At 36.8% G+C, this 22,993-nt stretch carries 19 protein-coding genes and 1 pseudogene; 11 read left to right on the top strand and 9 right to left on the bottom strand.

Annotated elements, in window-relative coordinates; genetic code table 11:
• Positions 1–637 precede the first annotated feature (637 nt).
• From ACNARN_RS10805 to ACNARN_RS10830, 6 genes and pseudogenes are all read left to right on the top strand, one after another.
• Positions 638–1,594 (top strand): hypothetical protein, encoded by a 957-nt coding sequence (locus ACNARN_RS10805; RefSeq protein WP_108478864.1) that lies wholly within the window; start codon positions 638–640, stop codon positions 1,592–1,594.
• A 161-nt stretch (positions 1,595–1,755) separates the two neighbouring features.
• Positions 1,756–2,190 carry an antirestriction protein gene (locus ACNARN_RS10810; RefSeq protein WP_108478865.1) on the top strand — a complete coding sequence of 145 codons (435 nt, stop codon included), beginning with the start codon at positions 1,756–1,758 and terminating at the stop codon, positions 2,188–2,190.
• Between the two features lie 101 nt (positions 2,191–2,291).
• Positions 2,292–3,113 (top strand): DUF932 domain-containing protein, encoded by an 822-nt coding sequence (locus ACNARN_RS10815; RefSeq protein WP_108478866.1) that lies wholly within the window; start codon positions 2,292–2,294, stop codon positions 3,111–3,113.
• 17 nt (positions 3,114–3,130) lie between these two features.
• Positions 3,131–3,613 carry a JAB domain-containing protein gene (locus ACNARN_RS10820; protein ID WP_108478867.1) on the top strand — a complete coding sequence of 161 codons (483 nt, stop codon included), beginning with the start codon at positions 3,131–3,133 and terminating at the stop codon, positions 3,611–3,613.
• 8 nt (positions 3,614–3,621) lie between these two features.
• Positions 3,622–3,843 (top strand): DUF987 family protein, encoded by a 222-nt coding sequence (locus ACNARN_RS10825; protein ID WP_108478868.1) that lies wholly within the window; start codon positions 3,622–3,624, stop codon positions 3,841–3,843.
• A 352-nt stretch (positions 3,844–4,195) separates the two neighbouring features.
• Positions 4,196–4,448: pseudogene (locus ACNARN_RS10830) on the top strand (tyrosine-type recombinase/integrase); the annotation flags it as partial.
• Between the two features lie 445 nt (positions 4,449–4,893).
• Here ACNARN_RS10830 and ACNARN_RS10835 read toward each other — a convergent pair.
• From ACNARN_RS10835 to ACNARN_RS10855, 5 genes are all read right to left on the bottom strand, one after another.
• Positions 4,894–5,955: a fimbrial protein gene (locus ACNARN_RS10835; RefSeq protein ID WP_198620198.1), complete on the bottom strand. Its 1,062-nt coding sequence runs from the start codon at positions 5,953–5,955 to the stop codon at positions 4,894–4,896.
• 9 nt (positions 5,956–5,964) lie between these two features.
• A complete protein-coding gene (locus ACNARN_RS10840; protein WP_416304450.1) occupies positions 5,965–8,478 on the bottom strand; it encodes a fimbria/pilus outer membrane usher protein in 2,514 nt (837 codons plus the stop codon).
• An 18-nt stretch (positions 8,479–8,496) separates the two neighbouring features.
• Positions 8,497–9,177 carry a molecular chaperone gene (locus ACNARN_RS10845; RefSeq protein ID WP_416304451.1) on the bottom strand — a complete coding sequence of 227 codons (681 nt, stop codon included), beginning with the start codon at positions 9,175–9,177 and terminating at the stop codon, positions 8,497–8,499.
• Positions 9,178–9,235: 58 nt separating this feature from the next.
• On the bottom strand, positions 9,236–9,808 hold the full coding sequence (locus tag ACNARN_RS10850; RefSeq protein WP_198620195.1) for a fimbrial protein: 573 nt from the start codon (positions 9,806–9,808) through the stop codon (positions 9,236–9,238).
• A 647-nt stretch (positions 9,809–10,455) separates the two neighbouring features.
• Positions 10,456–12,252 carry a sigma-54 interaction domain-containing protein gene (locus ACNARN_RS10855; RefSeq protein WP_198626340.1) on the bottom strand — a complete coding sequence of 599 codons (1,797 nt, stop codon included), beginning with the start codon at positions 12,250–12,252 and terminating at the stop codon, positions 10,456–10,458.
• A gap of 364 nt (positions 12,253–12,616) precedes the next feature.
• Here ACNARN_RS10855 and dpaL point away from each other — a divergent pair, with 364 nt between their 5' ends.
• The 4 genes from dpaL to ACNARN_RS10875 all read left to right on the top strand — a co-directional run bounded on the left by dpaL (position 12,617) and on the right by ACNARN_RS10875 (position 18,079).
• Positions 12,617–13,834 (top strand): diaminopropionate ammonia-lyase, encoded by a 1,218-nt coding sequence (gene dpaL, locus ACNARN_RS10860; RefSeq protein ID WP_198620193.1) that lies wholly within the window; start codon positions 12,617–12,619, stop codon positions 13,832–13,834.
• 31 nt (positions 13,835–13,865) lie between these two features.
• Positions 13,866–15,050 (top strand): YgeY family selenium metabolism-linked hydrolase, encoded by a 1,185-nt coding sequence (locus tag ACNARN_RS10865; protein WP_416304452.1) that lies wholly within the window; start codon positions 13,866–13,868, stop codon positions 15,048–15,050.
• A 72-nt stretch (positions 15,051–15,122) separates the two neighbouring features.
• Positions 15,123–16,709 carry an N-acyl-D-amino-acid deacylase family protein gene (locus ACNARN_RS10870; RefSeq protein ID WP_100157995.1) on the top strand — a complete coding sequence of 529 codons (1,587 nt, stop codon included), beginning with the start codon at positions 15,123–15,125 and terminating at the stop codon, positions 16,707–16,709.
• Positions 16,710–16,804: 95 nt separating this feature from the next.
• Entirely contained in the window at positions 16,805–18,079 is a 1,275-nt protein-coding gene (locus ACNARN_RS10875; protein WP_109372631.1) for an MFS transporter, read from the top strand.
• 218 nt (positions 18,080–18,297) lie between these two features.
• Here ACNARN_RS10875 and prfH read toward each other — a convergent pair whose 3' ends face one another.
• The 4 genes from prfH to deoC all read right to left on the bottom strand — a co-directional run bounded on the left by prfH (position 18,298) and on the right by deoC (position 21,860).
• On the bottom strand, positions 18,298–18,909 hold the full coding sequence (gene prfH, locus ACNARN_RS10880) for a peptide chain release factor H (protein WP_198626337.1): 612 nt from the start codon (positions 18,907–18,909) through the stop codon (positions 18,298–18,300).
• On the bottom strand, positions 18,909–20,045 hold the full coding sequence (locus ACNARN_RS10885; RefSeq protein WP_416304453.1) for an RNA ligase RtcB family protein: 1,137 nt from the start codon (positions 20,043–20,045) through the stop codon (positions 18,909–18,911). The genes prfH and ACNARN_RS10885 overlap by 1 nt, the downstream gene beginning before the upstream one ends.
• Positions 20,046–20,359: 314 nt before the next feature.
• The gene (locus tag ACNARN_RS10890) at positions 20,360–21,136 is read right to left on the bottom strand and encodes a DeoR family transcriptional regulator (RefSeq protein WP_196533494.1); all 777 of its coding nucleotides are present in this window, start codon (positions 21,134–21,136) and stop codon (positions 20,360–20,362) included.
• Positions 21,137–21,191: 55 nt separating this feature from the next.
• A complete protein-coding gene (deoC, locus tag ACNARN_RS10895) occupies positions 21,192–21,860 on the bottom strand; it encodes a deoxyribose-phosphate aldolase (protein WP_151434071.1) in 669 nt (222 codons plus the stop codon).
• Positions 21,861–22,039: 179 nt separating this feature from the next.
• Between deoC and rbsK the strand changes: the two genes are divergently transcribed.
• Positions 22,040–22,960, top strand: coding sequence for a ribokinase (gene rbsK / locus ACNARN_RS10900; RefSeq protein WP_072064518.1), 921 nt, complete (start codon positions 22,040–22,042; stop codon positions 22,958–22,960).
• Positions 22,961–22,993: the final 33 nt, after the last annotated feature.

A 22,993-nucleotide genomic window follows, 5' to 3' on the forward strand; every position in this document is an offset into this window, starting at 1 on the left:
TAGTAATGTTTATTGTGTTGGGTTTTTAATTAAGGTTTTTTATAGATAATCACTTCTATTATTTAGTGTCGTGATAATTGTTTTTATTACATTATATTCCTTGCGTGCATATATATGTCCTTTACATATATATTACCAATCCAACGCATTTCAATTGTCCTATTTCTTATATATAGGTTGTCATGTATAGGTCTGCTAGTTGAACTCTATTCCAAATCAACTCTGGAATTATCACACTCCATTTAATATTAACCTCTCTTTCAATAAATATTTATGAATTACGTTTTATTATCTGATCTAAATAATAATCATTGTTATATCTTCACTTATTTTGGTTTTATATTCATAAGTACTCTTTGGTTTTATCTAATCAGAATATGTGTGATTGTGTTTTTTGGAAAAAGAAGTGATTTTAATGGTCAATTGAACTAGTCTTATTGAGACTTTTATAGCCTTTTCATCTATGTTATTTAATGAAATCAGTAATTATTATATATTATAAAACCATAATAAATCTTTAATACTACTAAATAATGACCTTTGATCAACTTCAAAAATACACCAAAAAGGCTTTGTCAGCATACTAATTAACTACTACAATCACTACTATGTAGTTTTGTCTTTAGGTGTGTAATTAATGATGAATGATAGATTTGGAAAAGATTGTTTGATAAAAAGTAGTGCTCTAAGAGAGTGTCTTTTTTATGCTACATGGCTAGCTGTAAATAAAGGTATAGATATAAGTAATATTCCTAGGAATGATGCAAGCAGTTGTCGCTTAGTATTAAATGAAATAATAAACCAGTATATTCCAAATAAAGTAGAGCAAAAATCATTATTATCCCAAATGGATATTAATAAAGATGCCAATATTCTTCCTATTGAGTGCTTTGATTGGATAGAAAAAAGTGAGCGGGTTGCATTTTGGCTGTGGGCATACTTATGTTATGCAAATGATTCTGACTTTGATTTTGGTTATAATAATGATCAGTTTAATTGGTATCATCGAGTTGGGCTATTTCCATCATCATCAAGTCATCAAGAAAGAGTAAATAAAATAATATATTTTTTTGATACTATATATACACCAACATATCCAATTTATAGATTAAAAGCAAATGAGATGGAAAAAATAAAAGGTAAGTGGGCGTTGGTTTTAAATCAACAAGAACCATTGAAATGGTTACCTAGTGATAATGAAAGTGCAATTGCTTGGGCTTGGGATAGTCTTTGTAAATTTCAATCTAAAAACAACCCCTCCCTATTAGATAGTAACAGTTTTCAGACTGGACTTAGATTAACAAACTGGTTCGTGCCATTAAACCATTCAGAGCGAAATCTTGCTTTACGCGCAGCATTAGATTTATGGGGTGATGCACTTGATTCAAAAAAATTATTTCTACTTAATTTAAATAAATCCTGGAATCAACAAAAATTACGGCAATCAAGAATAGATAAGAAAGCCTTAAATACTTATTTAAAAAATGAAACTAAAAAAAGATTAGATTTTATAGCCGATAATAGTAGTTGCCGTATTAGTGATGTGTTAGAGAAAATTATTAATGAGTATTATGAAAATAAATACAGACGATAGTAATAACAACATGTATTGAAAAATATTTCAGACCTATATTATCAAAATGAAGTTATATTAATAACAAACATTTAAGTATTAAATTTGATGACAAACACCCCCCACACCTCATGGTGTGGGGGGTGTTTGCTTGTATTACATTAACTAAAAGGAGTTCTATTATGTTTACCTTACAAGAGCAAGGATCCACCGTTATCAAAACCAATCTCGTTCACTCAAGTGGTCGTCATACCTTCTGGCGTTTCTACTTTGGGACGGTACCAGATTGGCAACGTATCGAGGGCGATATCTTTAACATGATGGCTAAGCTATGTCATCTCTATCAAGGGGCTTTCTGGGAGTTCAGCATGTTATCGAATGGAGGGGCTTTTATCTGGCCTGAGATGATTGAAATTACCTTGCCGATGTTTAACCCTCATAATGGCAACGAGGCTGAGTTAAGTCCTGAAGCAGCCGGTATCGCAGTCTGTCTAATGGTGTATAGCATCTGGTCGTTTAAAACCAAGAGTCCGGTGCTGGTGGAGTATTTTTACCAGCTTCGTGACTATGCGATGCAACATCCTGAGCAAGCACAAATCTTTCACCTAATTGACTAAAGCATTGATAACCTTTTAATACAGCGACCACCAGCTTACCACCTCACTTATTCCCTTTATCTTACTTTAATTAATCAGTGTTATCACTGAGGAGAAACCCTATGTCTCGTTTAGCTTCTCGCTTTGGCGCAGCCAATATCATTCGTCGTGAACGTCCATTAACGATTGATGAGTTATATCAGACCGTACCGAGTGTATTCGGTGAAAATAAGCATGAATCTCGTAGTGACCGTTATACCTATATTCCGACCATTACGTTATTAGAAAGTTTACAGAAGGAAGGCTTTCAACCGTTCTTTGCTTGTCAGACGCGTGTGCGTGATATTAGCCGGCGTGAGCATACCAAACACATGTTACGTCTACGTCGTGAAGGACAAATCACCGGTCAACAAGTGCCTGAGATTATCTTACTCAATAGTCATGATGGCTCATCGAGTTATCAGATGTTGCCGGGAATGTTCCGCTTTGTTTGTCAGAATGGCTTAATTTGCGGACAAACCTTTGGTGAGGTGCGTGTACCTCATAAAGGTGATGTGGTCGAAAAAGTGATTGAAGGGGCTTATGAAGTGTTAGGTCTGTTTGAACGTATGGATGAGCAACGTGATGCCATGCAATCTCTGTTATTACCGCCACCAGCCCAACAAGCTCTAGCACAAGCTGCTTTAACTTATCGTTTTGGAGAAGAGCATCAACCGATCACCACTGAACAAATTCTTACACCTAGACGGTATGAAGATGATAAACCCGATTTATGGACAACCTATCAACGCATACAAGAGAATCTGGTGAAAGGCGGTCTCTACGGACGCAATGCGAAAGGTAAACGTAGCCATACTCGTGCTGTAAAAGGGATTGATGGTGATGTGAAGCTTAATCGTGCCTTGTGGGTGATGGCTGAGAATATGCTTCAGTTAGCCTCGTAATGATGGAGATATTAACAATGGAGAATATCAGTACCTATACGGACACTTTAACACTGCTTCCAAACGAGCAACGCACTATCAAACGTGCGTTGACCATACTGGATAAATATCTGCGTGAACCGGGTATCGCTTTTACATCAACGCAAAATGTGAGGGATTGGTTACGGATAAAAATGTCAGCATTAGAGCGTGAAGCGTTTATCGTACTCTACCTGAATCAACAAAATCAGTTGATAAGTAGTGAAACACTTTTTGCTGGTTCGATTAGCAGCACACAGATTTATCCTCGTGAAGTCGTCAAACGAGCACTTCATTTTAATGCTGCAGCCGTTATCTTTGCACACAACCATCCATCAGCCGATATCACACCAAGCCAAGCGGATAAATCTATAACACAACAATTAATAAAAGCATTGCAACTAGTTGAAGTACGTGTGCTTGACCATCTGATTATCGGTGGTCAGCAAATCTTCTCTTTCGCTGAGCATGGCTTAGTATGAGGTGAACCATGAATATCATCAGTAAATCCGCAGCAATGAAAACCCATCAGCAACATCCTGATTCTCGCCTTGCTCGTTATTGTGCCGGAAAGTATCAATGGATTGGTAAAAACGATCACTATATTGGCAAAGAGGTGCCAGATTGTCGTGGTGTGTTAGCCGTTTATATTGAACGTCGCCAAGACAGAGATGGTGCTTATACTTGTGTCATGTGTGTGACGTTGCATTGAGAAATCTATGATTTTTGAAAAAAATTAGGTATGAGTAATTGTTTACGATACTTGGTAAGAAAGATATGTTAACTTTTAATAAGTTAATAGAATAACTTCATGAGATACAATATTCTTTGTTTGAGAAAGATTTTCTATTGAGTATATAAGTGAGTATACATTGTGATGTACCTTAATTTAAATTCTTTAACTATCAGTGGATTAACTGATATATTCGAGTCCGGCCTTCGCACCAAAAATCAGACGCTAAAAGCGTCTTTTTTTATGCCTAAAGTTTATGATTTATAGGGCGTTACCTACCTTTTGGTTTTTCAAAGCATCCTTCTGCTGAATGTGAGGAGATAAATACTTACATCACGATTCAAAAATGCATACTCCTCACTGAGTGCCTTTAAGCAGACAAGCCATTGAGATCTTAAAACAGATCTATCAATTCAGTGGTAATCATAAATTGATCTTTATCGGTGACCATAATCCTAGAAAGCCTATGAGTGAAAACACGGTAAACAATGCGTTACGTGTGATGGGCTATGAAACTAAAACGAAGTTTGCGGACATGGATTTAGAACAATGGCGCGTGTAGCTCGTTGATTGAGTCTGGATTACCCAATCAAGTCCTGAAATAACTGAGTCAAAAGTATTATAGAAATAGCCATTAGGATTACGACAGCCTTTGTTAAGTGCTATTTCTAGCTCGCCAATTTTTTTCCATATTGCCACAGTACTTTTGCTGTTTATTCATATACATAAGGTCTATTTTTGAGTAGATAATAAAAAAATACAGCAGAGCCACATAAACTCGTTCCACCTTGATTGGGATAATCGAAATGGTCTAAACGCATTTTTAATTCCATCTAAAATAGGCTTTTTTAAAAGGGAACTTTAATGCTTCCCACTAGATACTCTTTTGCAATAAATTGCCTCTCAGGTACAGTGAATTGTAATTTTATGGTGTTATCATCTTCATTAACTGGTTTTGTTTGTCCACTTGATTCGAAATAACAGGAAAATTCCCTTTTTTGATTAATAGCATACAATGCGCAGTAATAACTAATTAAACTCCAATACAAAATTTGCAGTGGCATTAAGTTTGCCGGGTTTAATATCATCACCATAACGATAATATTCTGCTTTTAGTGATACGCTATTGCTGCCACTGGTTAAATCAGCCAGTGGAACAAACTGGTTATTAATTAACACAGTATCACCACTTGAAGGGGATGAAACAACAAACCCTACACCTTTGGCATTATTACTGTCGCCTTCATTATCAGGTTTGATAATGGTTTTTTGCCCGTCGTAACTTGTGGTGTTATGCGCCATTAGTTTAATTTTAGCGGAAGCATTACCTGTGCAATTTATTCTCAGATTATCTTCAGCATATTGATTATCACGAGGAAACCCAATGCTAGAAAATGCAGTAATAGGCATTTTAGGCAAATTCATTTCAAGGTTCGTATTTTCTGCACTACAAGATGTTGGCGCGCTAATAATATTCACGGATAGGCGATAACTAAAACCAACAGCCGTTGTACCGCCACCTGAATTAAAGCGATTAATTAATATAGAGCCAATATATTGAGTCGTAAAACGCTGGGATTTAGGGTTATCTTTGGTGGAGTAAACAATAACGGTAGCATCCCTTGTATTAAGTTTAGGGCTGTTAACAGGAACTTCTTGTCCTGGCTGACTTCTAAATGACAAACCTGACTCATTTTCAATTAAAACATAAGCATAATCATCTAAGCCTGTAATATGACCGTTACGTACAACATAATAAGCAGGTCTGCCATCGATATCCATATAATAGGTTGGCATTACGCCACTGGCTTCGCTATATGTTGCATAAGCATAGAACTCAGCGCCATCTGGGCAATCAGCAACGGCGACATCAGAGCCATCACGCTTAAATGTAAAACGTGCGATCTCTTGATTCTTTTTAATCATTCCTTTTAGTTCAATGGTGCCACCTCTCGCATCCATCGTGCCATGTTTAATACCGCCATTATTGACACAATCAGGCGCGGCATGACTGTAAAAAGAGAGGGTAGATAAACTAAGAATAAAAATTAGAAATAATAATTTATTCATTTTATTTTTTAAGTTAGTCATTTTATTTCCTTATTTACACTCAGTATCTAAAATATATAAACCATTAACTGGCGCTTTATTATTAATGTCATAAATTGCATGGCAGGTTTTTTGCTCACCATTAATTATCCACGAAACTTGAATATTGCCTTGTGGTTTATTGGCAACAAAATAGAGTTGATGGAAGCTTGCGACTAATTGCGTATCATCGTTATCAATTTCAGCTTTAGCACCCATAGGGATGGTACTTTTATCTGGTGTTTGTAATGTCAGTAGGAATTTAAAGCCTTTTTTAGCATCGAAATCAGCCAGTACTAAAGCACCTTTTGTTGGAACAATATTACTAATAATATTATTCGAAATTTCAGTATCACTCGGAATAGAATTGGTATTAACACTAATGCTATTTTTTTGGTAAGGTGACATTCCAGAAACAACTGCTAATCCACTATTATTCGTTTTAATAGACTGACCATTAATGACTTCTACACCAGAGGTATTTTTAGTCAGTATTAATGCATTCGTCTGTTGCAATGAAGGGGCAAATACTGCGCCATATTGTGTTGCAACTAATGCACCACTAATACCGTAGTTAATATTTTGCTTATCTTGAGTATACGAATAACCCGCATTAAAAACAGCGCTTTGTGTTTTGTAAGAGCCATTTAAACCACCGCTATAATTAACACCTTTATTACCATAGCCTTGATAAACATCCCAGTTTGCTTGGTTTTTATCACCATAGGTTCCACTTAAACGTGCGGTCTGTAATACTTGGTTATCATTGTTCGTTGATATACCGTAATTAGCCCAAATGTAGTTTTCATTCCATGAAAAAGGAATACTGACATTCATACTCAAATCATGGCTATTTTTTTTATTACTCTCGTTATAACGACTACCATCGTAATAAGTGTAATAAACGCTATAGTTAACTTTATTAATAGCGCTATTAAAACCCATATTATAAGAATGAACGGTTTTACCACTAACGTACTTATAAATAACTGAATTTAAATTAATCGAAGCGTTATTAGAAAATAAAGGTTGATTAATCGAGAGCGTATATTCATTTTTTAACCCATTGCTTGGATGGTATTTGCTGTCTTTGTATTCCATCGCTTGAGTAAAATTGAGAAAATTGGCATCGAAGTGACGATAACCGACTAACGAAAGAGTCGTATCTGTGACTGATATATTTTTAGAATAATTAACTCTAAAAGCATTGCCATGTAATGAATCATTGCCATTGTTAGTGGAAGATTTCGCATACAATAAATCAGTGGTGATCGCGCCGTAGCTACCTAAATTTACCCCAGTACCCACACCAACAGATTGATATTTTTCACCAATAAGTACGCCGCCATAAAGGGTGACATAGTCAGTTAAACCATAGAAAGCTTCGGTCTGAACAACATAAGCGCCATCCCCGCTATTATTACCGTCGTATTTACCCGTTGAGAAGCTATATTTTAATTCACCTTTTCTTTCTAGATTGGCAATAGAGGAGAAAGGCACAATAAAATTCTTTTCAGAGCCATCCGCTTCAGTAACGCTGACATGTAAATCTCCGCCGCTGTTCATCGGATAATAATCAGTAATATTAAAAGGCCCAGCGGGTACACTGCGTTTATAAATAACTTGGTCATTTTGGGTGATAGTGACGATAGATTCTGTATTAGCAATACCCGAAACGCTAGGTGCATAGGTTCTATTTTGTGTCGGTGTCATTAGTCTATCGGTGACTAATTTAATTCCTCTAAATTTTACTGAATCAAAGAGTTGTGAAGAGGTGTAGAGATCACCCATCATTAATTCACTATTAATACTGATGATCGCTCTGGAAAGAACATTACTCAATGTATTCCATTTTTTCTCGCCATTTTCATTCTTTGTCCAGGTTGAATAGTTATTAAAACGCCAAGGACCTAAATTAACTTGGGTTTGAATGTTGCCATAATAGCTATCCGTCGTATTACCCTGACTACGACTATTAAATGAAGATAATGCGTAATTAACTAATAATGCAGGAATACCTGAATCCCAGTTTTTTATTTCATTTTCTTTTAATCTATCTTCATTAACATATAATTGTGGTAATGTTAGAACATATTGTTTTTTATTTAAATCTAAATAGCCGTTCGCATTATTGATCTCGTTGAGATTAATAAAATCATTATTTTTGTTTTTATTAATCACATCATAAGGAAGATCAACACCAGCTTTATACCACTCTTCTGCTGAAAGACGTGGCGCTAATATTGGGTTACCCTCTTTATCTTCCATCAAAATAAAATCAAAGTCGCGTGTTAATACGCGATTATCATTGATAAAAAGAGTAACTTTATAGTGACCTGGGGCGATATTATTCTCTCTAAAGACATTTAGATCTTCATTTGTCACTTGTTGAGTGCTTCCTTCAATATTTAATAGATTAGCAGGATAATAGTCATTTGCTGATGTATTAAAAGAAGTGAATAAAGCGCCAGCAATAAATAAATAGAGTGGCGATTTATTAAAATAATTATCCTTTATCTTTTTCATATTGAATAATATCTCTTATTATAATGCGAATTCCATTGGAAGGCTTTTTCCAAAATCGTCGATATAAAATAATTTTATTTTTTCTTTACCCGATAATGTTTTGTTAACGCTAATAGTGGTTTCTGATTTTGGCGGAAGAAAACTGGGAGATTTTTCAATCTCTCTTCCATCAATAAAGAGTTTGCTAATATTAATAAAATAAGGTGAGCTATTTGATACTACAAGATCGTTATTCTTTAGTGACCATTTTAACTCTTTGATTTCTTTTTCAATATTGTCATTTTTTAGAGATTGTGGTCTGTAAATCAACTTAATTCTATTTGTCATTGAATAACGCAGAACATTTTCTAAATTTTCATTGCTTGGTGCGACAAACTTAACATTGATCCAATACATGGATTCAATATCATTAGGCAGTGTTGTATTTTTAGTGACTTGTAGTGTATTTTTTTGTTGCGACATTAATTTAATTAATGGTGGAGTGATCACAAAATCTTGAGTGAGTTTGCCATTAAGATCTTCAACCCAGGATTGTAATAAATAATTAGTATTTTTATCACTGTTAAATGCAACGAAACCTTCATTTTTATTTGTTTCATTATAAACAACGCGAGTTGTTTCTAAACCAAATCCAGCAAAGCTTGATGTTATTGAGCTGAATATTAACCCCAGTCCTAAAAGTGTTTTTTTAAATTTCATCGGTAAATACCTTTTTAATAAAAGCAGGTTAACAGGATTATTAACCTGCGATTTTTTATTATTGATAAGTCAATGTATAATTCAATGTTGCATCAGCACGGCCAGCTTCTACGTTATTGCTTGTACTAACGTATTTAGCAACAAAATAAAGTGTTTTAGATTTAAGATCACCCGTATCTTTAATTTTATATTCTCTCGTTATATTGAGATCGAAAGGTGTGCTCAAATCATCTCTATCATAAATATGGATACCAACATTTTTTGCTGTATTCGAACCATTAGGATCATCTAAGGCTAAGATTTGATCTGAGCTACTATCTGTTTTACCTTCTAGCTTTAATTTTACAGTACCTTGTGGTGGGCAATTAATTAAAGAGATATCTAATTTACCATTACCATTAGCTCCGCCAACTTCACTACCGGTACGATCAAATTCACTTGTTGCATAACGTCCCATATTAACGTTACCGTCAGAACCAGAGCCATTAATATCAATGGTGCAAGTAGATGAATAAATTAAACCTGAAAAAGAAATTTGTCCTGTTTGCTCATCAGCGAAAACTGTTGCACTTGCCGTTATTGCTGAAATAAGAAAAGCCATTGGAAGCAGTTTTTTTGTTAAAATAGGCATTTTTAACCCCTAGTGATTGATATAAAAAGTATTTAATAAATCATATTAATCGCTATTTTTTTACAATTAGTCTGTTATTACTATTTCTTAATCAATTAAAGGTATACTGCAATATAAGCACGTTGAACAGATTAACTTAATAGTAAATATAATCTTAATAAAATAGGTTTTTAGTATTAATCATAAAATTTGCAAAGCATTTTCATTATTTTGCTTTTTATCATTAATATTAAAATTTAATATGAAAATTCACTTCAGTTTTTGTGTAAACGGATTATATGTAGTTTATTTTTTGGTGTCTCATGCACAGTGTTACAAAATTTGCTTATGTAATATGAAAAAATCATTAATAAGATAATAGATTTAATTTTTTTTATTATTTATTTTCAATTGGTTATGCTTTTGTGGGGAGTTATGGATAAAACGTGATAGTTTAAATTTACTTTATGGAAAATATATTTAGTTACAAATTCTATTAAGTTTAAAATATTATGATGACAATACTTTATAAAAGCTAGTCATTAAAAGAATGGTTTCTAATAATATATATAGAGTAATTAATGAAAATAATTCTTATTAAGTACCTTATATTAAATTAAATCTATTGATTAAATTATTAATATTCAAAAAATCATCTTAAATATCTTTTATCGTATTTTTATTTTCCTATATAGAGTAGCAATGCTTATCCCTAAAATTTCTGCCGCTTTCTTCTTTCCTTCTAATGTTGTCCCTGTTTTTTCTAATATGTTCATAATGGTTTGATACTCTGATGTCTGGTTTTGAGTTTTGAGAAATTCTTGTGCATTTAACGGTTGATTTTTATTATCTGTTTTAGCTGCTGTATAGATACCACTGGTTTTTTCTTTTTCTAAAGGATCAGAATGAGGTGTTTCTAACAAATAAGGTGGAAGGTGGCTGAGGTTTAAATCCACTGTATCGCCTTGCATAACATACATATATTCAATCACATTACGTAGCTCTCTGATATTGCCCGGCCAATCATAGGAATATAAGTAGTTAATAACAACGTTGGGGATCTTTGCAGCAGGCCGTTGATAGGTTGAAGCCAGATCATCAGCAAAGAATTGTGCAAGTTCTGCAATATCTTCTCGGTGATCACGTAATGCAGGTGTATGGATCGGAACAACATTGAGGCGATAAAATAGATCTTCACGAAATTGTCCTTTATTTACCATTTCACGTAGATCTTTGTTGGTGGCAGCAATGATCCTTACATCAATATTGATCATATTATTAGAGCCAACACGAGTGATGCTTTTTTCTTGAAGAACACGTAAAAGCTTGGCTTGTAGATGTAAAGGCATATCTCCAATTTCATCTAGGAAGAGGCTTCCACCATGTGCCAATTCAAATTTACCAATACGTCCTTTAGGATCAGCACCACTAAATGCACCGCGTACATAACCAAAAAGCTCACTTTCTAGTAGTTGTTCTGGGATTGCTGCACAGTTAATAGTAATAAAAGGTTGCTTCGTGCGTAGGCTTTGTTGGTGAATAGTGTAAGCAACCACTTCTTTACCTGAACCGCTTTCTCCGGTGATAAGTACACTGGCGTGGCTAACAGCAACTTTACTTAACATGCTTTTTAATTGGAGCATATTTTGTGAGTTGCCAATTAAAGGGGAGTGAGGATTTTCATCAACCGATAAGGTATTCACCTGTGTCATATAATCGCGGGCATCATGGAAGATAACCATTGTGAGTTGGTCATTATCAACAGATGAAAAGGTGATTTTTTTACACAGAACATGATAGCGTTGTTGATTTAATATTAGCCATGCTTCTTCATCACCATAAAGAATATCGCCAGTCATATCGATATCAAGAGATTGCCCAATTAATTCACAATCAAAAAAACGTAGAGCAGAAAGATTGGCATGCCAAATTTTATTTTGGCTATCGATTGCAATCACACCTCTATCCATCACATCAATCAAGTTTCTAAAAGTCCCAAATCGCTCTTGCTCTCTAAGCCTTTCAAGACATTCAAAAATACGACTTGAAATCATCTCCGAAAACTGTTCGATAAAGGTGATAAAGGCTTGTTTTTGTTTCATCAAAAACATTTTTTGTTCTCGATTAGAACAAATAATCCCTATTACGCCAATAACTTGATTATTCAGGAAAATAGGAGCATTGAGATCAAGTTCTTCAGTGCAAGTTAATCGGTTTTGACACAGTTGGCATAGGCTATTTTCTTTGGGATCTTCAATCAAAATGGTTTTTTGTACTTGCAGTACATGGCGATAAATATGCCCATTACTAGAGACATCTTGATTGAGCATATAGCGATAACGCCCTGTACCTGCAATGCGAATCAAGTTGTTATCAATAATTTCAACATCGGTACCAGTGATACCTGCAATGGCATCGGTGTACTTGCTGATTTCATCTTGTAGAGTACTTAGTAATGAGTGCATCACATTCTCACCTTAAAATTATCAATATTGATAATAAATTATCACTTCGCATTTAGAGTATTAAATTTAATTATTATTTATTAGTTAGTTATGTATTTTTTGTATAAAGCTCACACAGTTTCTTATTATTGATAATTTATCACCTAAATAAAACCGCCTAGATCACAGCTTCTCTGTATCATTAATTTCACTTCTTAATTGTTAAAACAATAAATGTATTTTAAATCAAATGGTTACGTCTTTATTAAATGCTTTTTGAATGAGTTGGCATACATATTGCGATATAGGAGATAACCCTATGTATTCCGATTAATCGCGATATTGGGTTATCGCGAATTTTAAAGTGTGATTAAGAGGTAATTCCATGCAGGAGCAATTGCAGTACCTGATTAACCAAAGTTCATTTACGCGAAAACCAACCGCTGAGCTTGCCCCTTTTCGTTATGAAGAGTTAGTCAAAGCGTTAGATTTTCATAGAACTATTCCAGGATACGCACCTACACCGTTATTTCATTTACCCCAGTTAGCCAAAACCTTAGGGATTGGTGAGTTATATCTTAAAGATGAGTCTTTTCGTTTTGGTTTAAAAGCATTTAAAGCGTTGGGTGGTGCTTATGCGATGGCTCGCCATATTGCTGATTTCCTTGAAATGGACATAAGTGAATTACCTTATGAGGTAATGATCAGTGATGAGATCAGGAAAAAGTTAAATGGCGTGACTTTTGCGACAACCACTGACGGGAATCATGGACGTGGTGTTGCTTGGATGGCAAGACAGTTAAAGCAAAAAGCGGTGGTCTATATGCCAAAAGGATCATCACAAGAACGTTTAGATGCCATTTTGCGTGAAGGTGCAGTCGCTGAAATCGTTGATATGAACTATGACGATGCAGTGAGAATGACGGCTGAAATGGCTGAAAAATATGGCTGGATAGTGGTTCAAGACACTGCATGGGATGGCTATGAAGAGATCCCACTTTGGATCATGCAAGGCTATGGCACTTTAATGCTGGAATCTCTTGCTCAATTACATGAAGTCCCCCCAACGCATATTTTTGTGCAAGCTGGTGTGGGCTCTTTTGCGGGTATGGTGCAAGGCATGGTAACAGCTGCTTATGGCAAACAAGCACCGAAAGTGATTGTGGCTGAAGCACGTATTGCCGACTGTTTATATCAATCTGCGGTATCAGGGAAAGCAGATGCTATTCCTGTTGGTGGGGATTTACAAACAGTCATGGCAGGGCTTGCTTGTGGTGAAGCGAATAGTATTGGTTGGAATTTATTACGCGATTATTCAGCGGCATTTTTCTCTTGCCCTGATGCTGTTGCGACGAGGGGAATGCGGATTTTAGGAAACCCTTTACCCGGTGATCCGCACATCATTTCTGGTGAATCTGGTGCCGTGACAACAGGCTTGCTCTCTATTTTGATGCAATCACCTGTTTATCAGAGTGCAAAAGAAGCGCTGGGATTAGATGAAAATGCAAGAGTGCTTGTGATAAGCACTGAAGGTGACACCGATCCTGAGCGTTATCGCGATATCGTGTGGGATGGCGAGTTGCCTAGCTTCAAACAATTTTAAAAAAACAAATAAGTCTTTTGGAGTGAACAGTATGTTATCAGCAAACCGATTTGATGAAGTTATTAAGAATTGCCAATTATTAATCCAACAAAAAAGCTATTCAGGTGAAGAAGGTAACGTTGTTAAAGTCATAGAAGAGATGATGAAAAACTATGATTTTGACGACATTCATATTGATAAATACGGCAATATCATTGGCGGAATTATAGGTCAACACCCAGGGAAAACCCTTGTTTTTGATGGTCATATCGACACTGTACCGGTTAGTGAGCGTGATTGGAAAGAAAAGCCTTATGGTGCAGAAATCAAAGACGGCAAGATTTATGGTCGTGGCACCAGTGATATGAAAGGTGCCGTCGCTGCCATGATTTCAGCGATAGGTTTTTATGGCCAAGATAATCAGCGCAATTTTGCTGGTCGTATTTATGTTTCTTGCATTGTGCATGAAGAGTGTTTTGAAGGCGTTGCCGCAAGACTCGTTTCTGAACGTTATAAACCAGACTATGTGGTAATTGGTGAAGCCTCCGAATTAAACCTCAAAATTGGGCAACGTGGTCGTGCTGAAATTGTTGTTGAAACCTTTGGCAAACCTGCTCACTCCGCCAATCCAGATGCAGGGATCAACTCTGTTTATAAAATGGCAAAACTGAGCGAGAAGATCAGAACGTTAACGCCTTCCGTTCATCCTGTATTAGGAAAAGGGATCTTAGAACTTACGGATATTAAATCATCACCTTATCCGGGCGCTTCAGTTGTACCTGAATATTGTCGTGCCACTTACGATCGCCGTTTATTAGTGGGTGAAACTAAAGAAGAAGTGCTTGCACCATTACAACAAGCCATTGATGAACTTGCTTCTCAAGATGCTGATTTTAAAGCTAAAGTCTCTTATGCCTATGGTACGGAAAAATGTTATACCGGCGCCATCATTGAAGGTGAGCGTTTCTTCCCTGGTTGGGTATTAGAAGAGAGCGATCCTTATGTACAAAGCGTTTTAAAAGGGCTGCATGAGTCCGGCTTTAAACCTACCGTCACACAATACTCTTTCTGTACTAATGGTAGCCATTATGCGGGTGAAGCAGGTATTAAAACCATTGGTTTTGGCCCATCTCGCGAAAACTTAGCGCACACCATTGATGAATATATTGAAATTGAACAGTTAAAAGGTGCTGCGAGCGGTTATTACAGCATTATGAACAGCCTTTATCACCTTTAATTCTTACGAAATAAATCCTTACTAGAAGAGTATCTGGCGAAACAGTCAGATGCTCTTTGGAGAAATAACAGAATGAAAACAATATTTAAAAACGCCACTGTTATTGATGGAACAGGGGCAAGTGCATTTCAAGCTGATGTTGTGGTTAATGAAGGGAAAATAATAAAAATCGGTCAGTTTGATGCAAAAACAAATGATCAGATCATTGATGCAACAGGGAAGATAGTCTGTCCTGGTTTTATTGATACTCATACTCACTCTGATCTTTCTGCTCTGCTTAATCCCGCTTTATCCGCCAAAATCCGCCAAGGGATCACTACTGAATTGTTAGGGCAAGATGGTGTCGCGTTAGCGCCATTACCAGAACAATATATTTCAGCATGGCGCAAGAATATTGCGGGTTTAGATGGTGATTCTGACAGCATTGATTGGCATTTTAAAAATACCGAAGGTTACTTAGGTATGTTAGAAGCGAGAGGCTCTGCAACGAATCTTGCTTACCTTGTTCCTCATGGCAACATTCGAATGGAAGCCATGGGATTAGAAGGTAATCCTTCTACTCGTGAAGATGTCGCCAAGATGTGTGAAATCTTAGAGCGTGAATTAAAAGCAGGGGCGTTTGGTTTATCAACAGGGCTGATTTATATGCCTTGCGCCTTTGGTGATACCGCTGAAATGATCGAACTTTGTAAGGTTACAGCAAAGCATAATGGTATTTTTGTTGTTCACCAGCGTAGTGAAGCTGACGATATTATTCAGTCGACTCAAGAGCTTATTGATATCGCCAAAGCATCAGGTGTTTGGTTGCATATTTCCCATATGAAGGTTTGCGGTAAGAAAAACTGGGGATTAATCGACGAAATGCTTGGCATGTTAGAGCAAGCACAAAAAGAGGGTATTCGTATCTCTTTTGACCAATATCCGTATGTGGCAGGCAGTACCATGCTTGGGGTGATTTTACCACCTTGGGTTCACGCAGGAGGCACAGAGAAATTATTAGAACGTTTAGCTTCTCCAGAACTGCGTAAAAAGATGATTGAAGATATCGAAAAAGGCATTCCAGGTTGGGATAACTTTATTGATTTCGCAGGGTTAGAAAATATTTATGTGACTAGCTCTAAAACAGAAAAAAACCAAGATGCCGTTGGACTTAGCCTTGTAGAACTAGGCAAATTGAGAGGTAAAGATCCATATAACGCAACCTTCGATCTGCTATATGAAGAAGAAAATGCGGTAGGAATGGTGGATTTTTACGGTACAGAAGAACACGTTATTAAATTCTTATGTCGTCCTGAACAAAACGTCTGTACTGATGGGTTAATGGGAGCAGGTAAGCCTCATCCTCGTGTATTTGGTGCATTCCCTCGTGTTTTAGGGAAATACGTCAGAGAAGAAAAATGCCTCACTTGGGAACAAGCTATCCGCAAAATGACAGGTAAACCAGCTGAAGTCCTTCGATTAACCGACAGAGGCTTAATTAAAGAAGGGTATGCTGCAGATATTGTGATGTTCGACCCTGAAACCATTATTGATAAAGGCACGTTTGTTGAACCAAACCAATACCCAGAAGGGATCGATTTAGTGATGGTCAATGGTCGTATCGCATTAATTAATGGGGTCGAAAGTTACGCCTGTAGTGGCCATGTTTTAAGAGCATAACCGCACAATAGCGCTCTTAAACGTTAAACCTTATCTCTGTTTATCACGGTTGTTCTTCAACCGTGATGGTTTCCCCTTACCTGAGGAACAGGAAAATGAGTTCAAATATTATTCCAAACCTTCAACAGAAGAAAACATGGAAAGCTCGTTACACCGTTTTATCCTTAATTTGGTTAGCATGGTTACTTTCGTTCTTAGATAGAATGGTAATGAGTGTTTCATTACCCTTTATTGGACGTGATCTGAATCTTGATACCACACAACAAGGCTTAATAATCAGTGCGTTCTTTGTCGGTTATGCGGCATTCCAAATACCGGGTGGTTTCTTAGCTGACCGCTTTGGCGCACGTAAAATTATGGCAATCGGCATTGCATGGTGGTCAGTTTTCACCAGTTTAACGGGGATGGTGTTTACATTGCCGTTAATGTTAGCGGTGCGATTCTTATTTGGTATTGGTGAAGGCTGTTTTCCATCGGCTTCTTGGAAAATGATCTCAACTTATTTCCCATCTAAAGAGCGTGGTCGTGCAACGGCAATTCAATCAACAGTAAATACCTTGGGGCCAGCATTAGCTGTAATTGTTGCGGCGAGTATTATCGGTGCTTTTGGCTGGCATATGGTGTTTATTGTTTTAGGTATTCCTGGCCTATTAATTGCAGCTGGTATTTATTTTTTCACTCGTGATAATCCAAAAGATCACCCAAGTATTACCCAGCAAGATCTCGATGAGCTAGCAGCAGATGGCACATTAACGGATAAACCTGTTGAAGCTGTACCCTTTAAAGATGTTTTAAAGATGCCAGTGTTGTGGCAAATGGCAGCAATTTGGTTTCTGTTTGATATTACCTTTTGGGGATTCTCAACATGGTTACCAAGTTATTTAATTACTGTTCGTGAATTCTCTTTGGCTAAAACAGGGGTAATGGCGGCTATTCCATTCTTATTTGGTGCTGGTGGTACATTATTAGGTGGTTATGTTTCTGATAAATGTAAATCACAGCGTAAATGGTTATATATGGTTACTGCAGTGATTGCAGCTGGCTTCTTATATATGACATATACTGTTGAAAGTGCTGATATGGCGGTTGTATATCAGTGTATTTCAGCATTATTTATGTTCTTCGCCATGGCAATGTTCTGGGGTATTTTAATGGATACTATCCCAAATAAAATCATGGGTCGTGCTTCAGGGATTGTTAACTTCGGTGGTCAAATGGCGGGTGTTGTTTCCGCACCTGTTATGGGCTTCTTAATTAAAGCGAGTGGTGGTAGTTACGACAGCGCATTTATGTTTATGATAATTGCATTAGTTGCCTCTGCTGTTGTAACGTTCACGGTTAAAATGCGAAATACACCTGCAGCCATTTAATTAATATTAATAATAGTTATATTTTAATAAGTGTGATGTTATTAAAAGAAATAAGATTAATTAAATAAAATAAATGTATTAACTGTAAGATTTATTTATTAAAATTCACTATACGCTTTATTGATTTTTTTAATTTAAAAAATCTTATTGCAGGGTATTTTTGTCTTAAAAAAGCCACGATTAAAAATCGTGGCTTTGCTTTTGTTAGATTAATAACATTATTTGCTTATAAGTATAAAGTCGTTGCCACTAAAACAGAGTGTGGCATCGCCACGAATAACGCGGTGATGGGCAATATGGCGTTGACTATTTAATGAAGCGTGCTGTTTCATCATATAAGCCTCTAAATGCCATGCAATAAGTTGTTTAGCGAGCTTTTTATTCGCGTGCTGGCTACGTTCTGATTGCACTTTGACACTAATACCTGTGGCAATATGTGTTGCTCTGACCGCAGATTCTGTTTTATTAACATGCTGACCGCCGGGGCCATTTGAACGCATGGTTTCAAAGACAATTTCTTTGTCATTAATTTCATCAGGTTGTTCAAAACAAGCAACACCAATAAACCAGTTTTTACGTTTATGCCGCGGTCGTAATGTGCTTGCACATTGCCATTGTATAGAGCCTGCCCACTGTTGCGCGATAGCTTGTGCATCAGCACCTTCAAGAGACACTAATGCCGATTTTAAGCCATGACGTGAAGGCTCTTTTTCAAGAACCGTGACGTTCACTTGCTGTTTTGTTGTTGATTTCAAAAAGTAATTTAAGGCTTTTTCAACCGCTAAACAGCACTCTTCAGGACCTTGTGCAGAGGTGAATTGTAATAACATTACGCCATCTCTCCACTTGTTTTATAGGTGATCACGGGTTTTAAACGTGCGATGACTTCGATTAGCCCGATACTCACCATACTTTCAATTACAGTCTCAATCGATTTATAAGATTGCGGTGCTTCTTCATAAATCAGTTGTTTATTGGCACAAATAATACGGCTACCTAATGCCGTTCGTGAAAGTTGTAAAGGTGTAAAACGGTGTGATAATCGGCCTTTGCACTCTGTACGCATCCATTTTCTACCTGCACCATGGGGTAAGGAATGAAGGCTTAATTCAGACACAATTGGCTTAACAATATAGCTGTAATCACCGCGTGAACCCGGAATAACCACCATATCGTGATGTGCTGGTGTTGCACCTTTACGATGTAACCAACCTTGTTGACCATGTAATTCACAAGGCTCTACAAGGTTATGATTTACATCAGAAATAACTGCACCTTGAGTGCGAATTTGGCGCATCATTCTTTCACCAATAAGGCGACGATTAATCTTTGCGTAATCAAGTGCATTATTGTGGGCTTGCAAATATTCATTTGCCTCTTCGGTGTTAGCAACAAGCCCTTTATGACCAAACTGTTCTGTATGAGCACGTAAGATAGATTGTCCTAAACCTCTCGATCCGCTGTGAACTAATAGCAATAACTGTTTTTTATTGATACCACTTGCAGCGAAAAGCGTTTCATTAATCACTTGGTCAATTTGTTGGAATTCAGCAAAGTGATTACCACCACCAATAGAGCCTAAAGAGCCAGCAAAAGGATGATTTTGCATTTCAGTCGGTAGATGCGTTTCTAGCCATTCTGAAGGTGCGATATCACTCATTTCACTCAACTGTTTCTCTGCTTTATCTAAGTTGAGTTTGCTGTTTTTAAATTCCGTTTGAAAGAGCGTCATGCCACAGCCAATATCATTTCCGACCAAAGCAGGGTAAAAACGATTAACAGAAAAAAAGGCAGCGCCAATGGGATAACCACGCCCCGGATGTAAATCAGGCATACCTGCGACATAAGCCATATCAGGAAGTTGAGCGGTTGTTTCTAATTGTTGGATTGCTTTGCTTTCAATCCAAGTATTATCCGATGCGATATAACAAACGCTATCAGATAAATAATGAACACACTTGTCCATATACCAATCCATATAATGTAAAGGATAAAAAAATAAATTGATTGGCGGACAGCAAAAAGAAGGAAAAAAGGATTACTTCTGAGATTGTCCGCAAAGAGTATTCATATTTGTAGTTGTCATGGGATACCTCCTTGCAGTTAATTGAAATGGATGAAAAATAATAAATCGCGGGCATATTAACCACTTTTTTTTGCATTGGCAATCAAAAAGTGGTGTGGTTTTTCTTTATTTTTTAAAAAAAGAATTAATAGATTTTATTTAATTTAAGGCTAACTTCCTTTTATTTGCTATTTCAGTTAGTTCTCTATTTTTAATTAATAAATTACTTTTACTGAGCTTTTTCGGCAATAATCTTCGTAATCATCCGTTAATTTTCTATCTGTGATAACAACATCAAACTGAGCTAAATCGCCCATATTGGCTGTCGCTGTTTCATCAAAATAGTGATATTTGGTGAGTAAGATCTTACGAATAGATTTATCCATCGCTTTTTTCTTCATATAAAGATCGTCGATGTTATAACAGGTAACGCCAAAATCGAGATGAACGCCTTCGGCTGAAATAAAGGCTTTTTTGGGATTAATGCTATCAAGATAAGAAGGTTGGGTAGGATTGTAGAAAGAGTCACTTTTAGGACGATATTCACCTCCGCAGAGTAATACGGTGGCATTTTTTTTCTGGCTTAATGCCAAAAATACTCGATGAGAATAACAGATCCCCGTGAAATGCAGATTATCAGGAATAAGCTCAATCAGTGTGGGAATAAACTGCCCGTTATCGAAAAAAAGAACATCGCCGTCAGACACCATGCCAGCGGCAAGATTAGGAATATGAAGTTCTTCAGTTTGATCTGGCGTAATGATATTAGAGGATGTTGAGATTAACCCTGAATGGGGCTGGGCTAATGCAACAATGTAGCCACCTAATAATGACATCGGAAAAGGGTTTTCGGCGTCAGAACTAAGGTCGCGCCTAATTGTCATTTCAGAAACTTCAAGGATCCTTGCGGCGTCTTTAAGATGTATGCGACCTGAGCGTTTTATACATTCACTGAGGCGGCGCAAACGTTCGTGCTGTTTGGTCTCTATCACCGAAGGATCCTTGTGTTATCGAATAGCGTACTCCAAGAAAATATACGCTAAATAATTAGTAGTTTGATTCAGGTGCATCTGAATCTGTTGCGATAGCGACACTTGCGCTAGCGCCGATACGTGTTGCACCTGCTTTGATCATGTTTAATGCTGTTTGGCGATCGCGAACACCACCTGATGCTTTCACACCAACTTCATCACCCACTGTTTTGCGCATTAAAGCAACATGATGTTCTGTTGCGCCCATTGTACTGTATCCTGTTGATGTTTTCACAAAATCAACGCGGATCTCACGACACATTTCACAAACTAAACGTACTTCGTCGTCAGTTAATAAGCAAGTTTCTAAAATAACTTTCAGAGTTGTATTACCACAAGCGGCTTTTACTGCTTCGATATCTTGTTTTACGAAGTCTAAACGGCCGCTTTTTAACATACCAATATTGATAACCATATCGACTTCTTGTGCGCCTTGGCGAATAGCTTCAGCCGCTTCAAAGGCTTTTGTTGCTGTTAAACCCGCACCAAATGGGAAGTCGATAACACAACATACTTTTACATCACTTCCTTCAAGGCAAGTTCTTGCTAAAGGGATGTAAGAAGTGTTAATACAAACAGAGAAGAAACCATGTTCAACTGCTTCAGCACACAATTTTTTGATTTGCGCTTCAGTTGTATCTGCAGCAAGAAGGGTATGATCGATATAATTAGCTAATGGACGCATAGTATATTCCTTAATAAGAAGATTGTTATTCATCACCCATGTGATTTTGGCAACATATTAGTGCCGTTTTAACGGGATAACAATCACAAATGATATTTAAATAACATGATACTGTTATACATCTATCAAAATGTCACTATTTTCACATTTAAAAATTTCACATAAGAGTAAGAGGCGCTATGGATATCGCAGTGATTGGTTCAAATATGGTGGATTTGATCACCTATATAGACAGGATGCCAAAAGAGGGAGAAACCCTTGAGGCGCCAGCATTTAAGATTGGCTGTGGTGGTAAAGGGGCAAATCAAGCTGTTGCTGCTGCTAAATTAAATTCAAAAGTGATGATGTTAACAAAGGTTGGCGATGATATTTTCGCGGATAACACCATCATGAATTTAGAGTCTTATGGTATTAACACGCGCTATGTTGAAAAAGTGCCTGGTACAACAAGTGGTGTTGCGCCCATTTTTGTGACTTCTCAATCATCAAATAGCATTTTAATTGTTAAAGGTGCTAATCAGCATTTATCGCCAGAGGATATTGATAGAGCCACAGATAGCCTGAAAAAATGCAAAATAATCGTATTGCAATTAGAAATCCCGCTTGAAACGGTGTATCACGCCATTGAGTTTGGTAACAAACATCATATTCCTGTGTTATTTAACCCAGCGCCTGCTTCAAAAGCATTAGATCTTGATATTGCAGCTCGTTGTGACTTTTTTGTTCCGAATGAAACAGAACTTGAAATTTTGACTGGTATGCCAATCACTACAATGGATGAAATCCGTGAAGCCGCTTGTTCTTTACTACAAAAAGGCTTTAAGAATGTCATCGTTACATTAGGTGAAAAAGGCGCATTATGGATGAATGGTGAAATTGAAAAATATATTCCCGCCATTAAAGTTGATGCAATTGATACTAGTGGGGCGGGGGATGCCTTTATTGGTTGTTTCTCCCATTATTATGTTCACACCAATAATATTGAAGAAGCGTTAAATAAAGCCGTGATGTTTTCTGGTTTAAGTGTTGCAGGGAAAGGCACACAATCTTCTTATCCTAGCATTGAAGAGTTTGGGCAGTTTTTAGCGCAAGCCAAGTAGTACACTTCTGCACTATCACATCTTTGTATTCCA

The organism is Proteus sp. TSJ240517 (assembly GCF_047921575.1).
Taxonomy (GTDB): Bacteria; Pseudomonadota; Gammaproteobacteria; order Enterobacterales; family Enterobacteriaceae; genus Proteus.

Excerpts from the sequence above, each read along its gene's own strand:
- rbsK (WP_072064518.1), top strand. The coding sequence starts at position 22,040 with ATGGATATCGCAGTGATTGGTTCAAATATGGTGGATTTGATCACCTAT.
- ACNARN_RS10825 (WP_108478868.1), top strand. The coding sequence starts at position 3,622 with ATGAATATCATCAGTAAATCCGCAGCAATGAAAACCCATCAGCAACAT.
- ACNARN_RS10815 (WP_108478866.1), top strand. The coding sequence starts at position 2,292 with ATGTCTCGTTTAGCTTCTCGCTTTGGCGCAGCCAATATCATTCGTCGT.
- dpaL (WP_198620193.1), top strand. The coding sequence starts at position 12,617 with ATGCAGGAGCAATTGCAGTACCTGATTAACCAAAGTTCATTTACGCGA.
- ACNARN_RS10875 (WP_109372631.1), top strand. The coding sequence starts at position 16,805 with ATGAGTTCAAATATTATTCCAAACCTTCAACAGAAGAAAACATGGAAA.
- ACNARN_RS10845 (WP_416304451.1), bottom strand. The coding sequence starts at position 9,177 with ATGAAATTTAAAAAAACACTTTTAGGACTGGGGTTAATATTCAGCTCA.
- ACNARN_RS10850 (WP_198620195.1), bottom strand. The coding sequence starts at position 9,808 with ATGCCTATTTTAACAAAAAAACTGCTTCCAATGGCTTTTCTTATTTCA.
- ACNARN_RS10855 (WP_198626340.1), bottom strand. The coding sequence starts at position 12,252 with ATGCACTCATTACTAAGTACTCTACAAGATGAAATCAGCAAGTACACC.
- ACNARN_RS10805 (WP_108478864.1), top strand. The coding sequence starts at position 638 with ATGATGAATGATAGATTTGGAAAAGATTGTTTGATAAAAAGTAGTGCT.
- ACNARN_RS10865 (WP_416304452.1), top strand. The coding sequence starts at position 13,866 with ATGTTATCAGCAAACCGATTTGATGAAGTTATTAAGAATTGCCAATTA.
- ACNARN_RS10820 (WP_108478867.1), top strand. The coding sequence starts at position 3,131 with ATGGAGAATATCAGTACCTATACGGACACTTTAACACTGCTTCCAAAC.
- deoC (WP_151434071.1), bottom strand. The coding sequence starts at position 21,860 with ATGCGTCCATTAGCTAATTATATCGATCATACCCTTCTTGCTGCAGAT.
- ACNARN_RS10885 (WP_416304453.1), bottom strand. The coding sequence starts at position 20,045 with ATGGACAAGTGTGTTCATTATTTATCTGATAGCGTTTGTTATATCGCA.
- ACNARN_RS10870 (WP_100157995.1), top strand. The coding sequence starts at position 15,123 with ATGAAAACAATATTTAAAAACGCCACTGTTATTGATGGAACAGGGGCA.
- prfH (WP_198626337.1), bottom strand. The coding sequence starts at position 18,909 with ATGTTATTACAATTCACCTCTGCACAAGGTCCTGAAGAGTGCTGTTTA.
- ACNARN_RS10810 (WP_108478865.1), top strand. The coding sequence starts at position 1,756 with ATGTTTACCTTACAAGAGCAAGGATCCACCGTTATCAAAACCAATCTC.
- ACNARN_RS10835 (WP_198620198.1), bottom strand. The coding sequence starts at position 5,955 with ATGACTAACTTAAAAAATAAAATGAATAAATTATTATTTCTAATTTTT.
- ACNARN_RS10840 (WP_416304450.1), bottom strand. The coding sequence starts at position 8,478 with ATGAAAAAGATAAAGGATAATTATTTTAATAAATCGCCACTCTATTTA.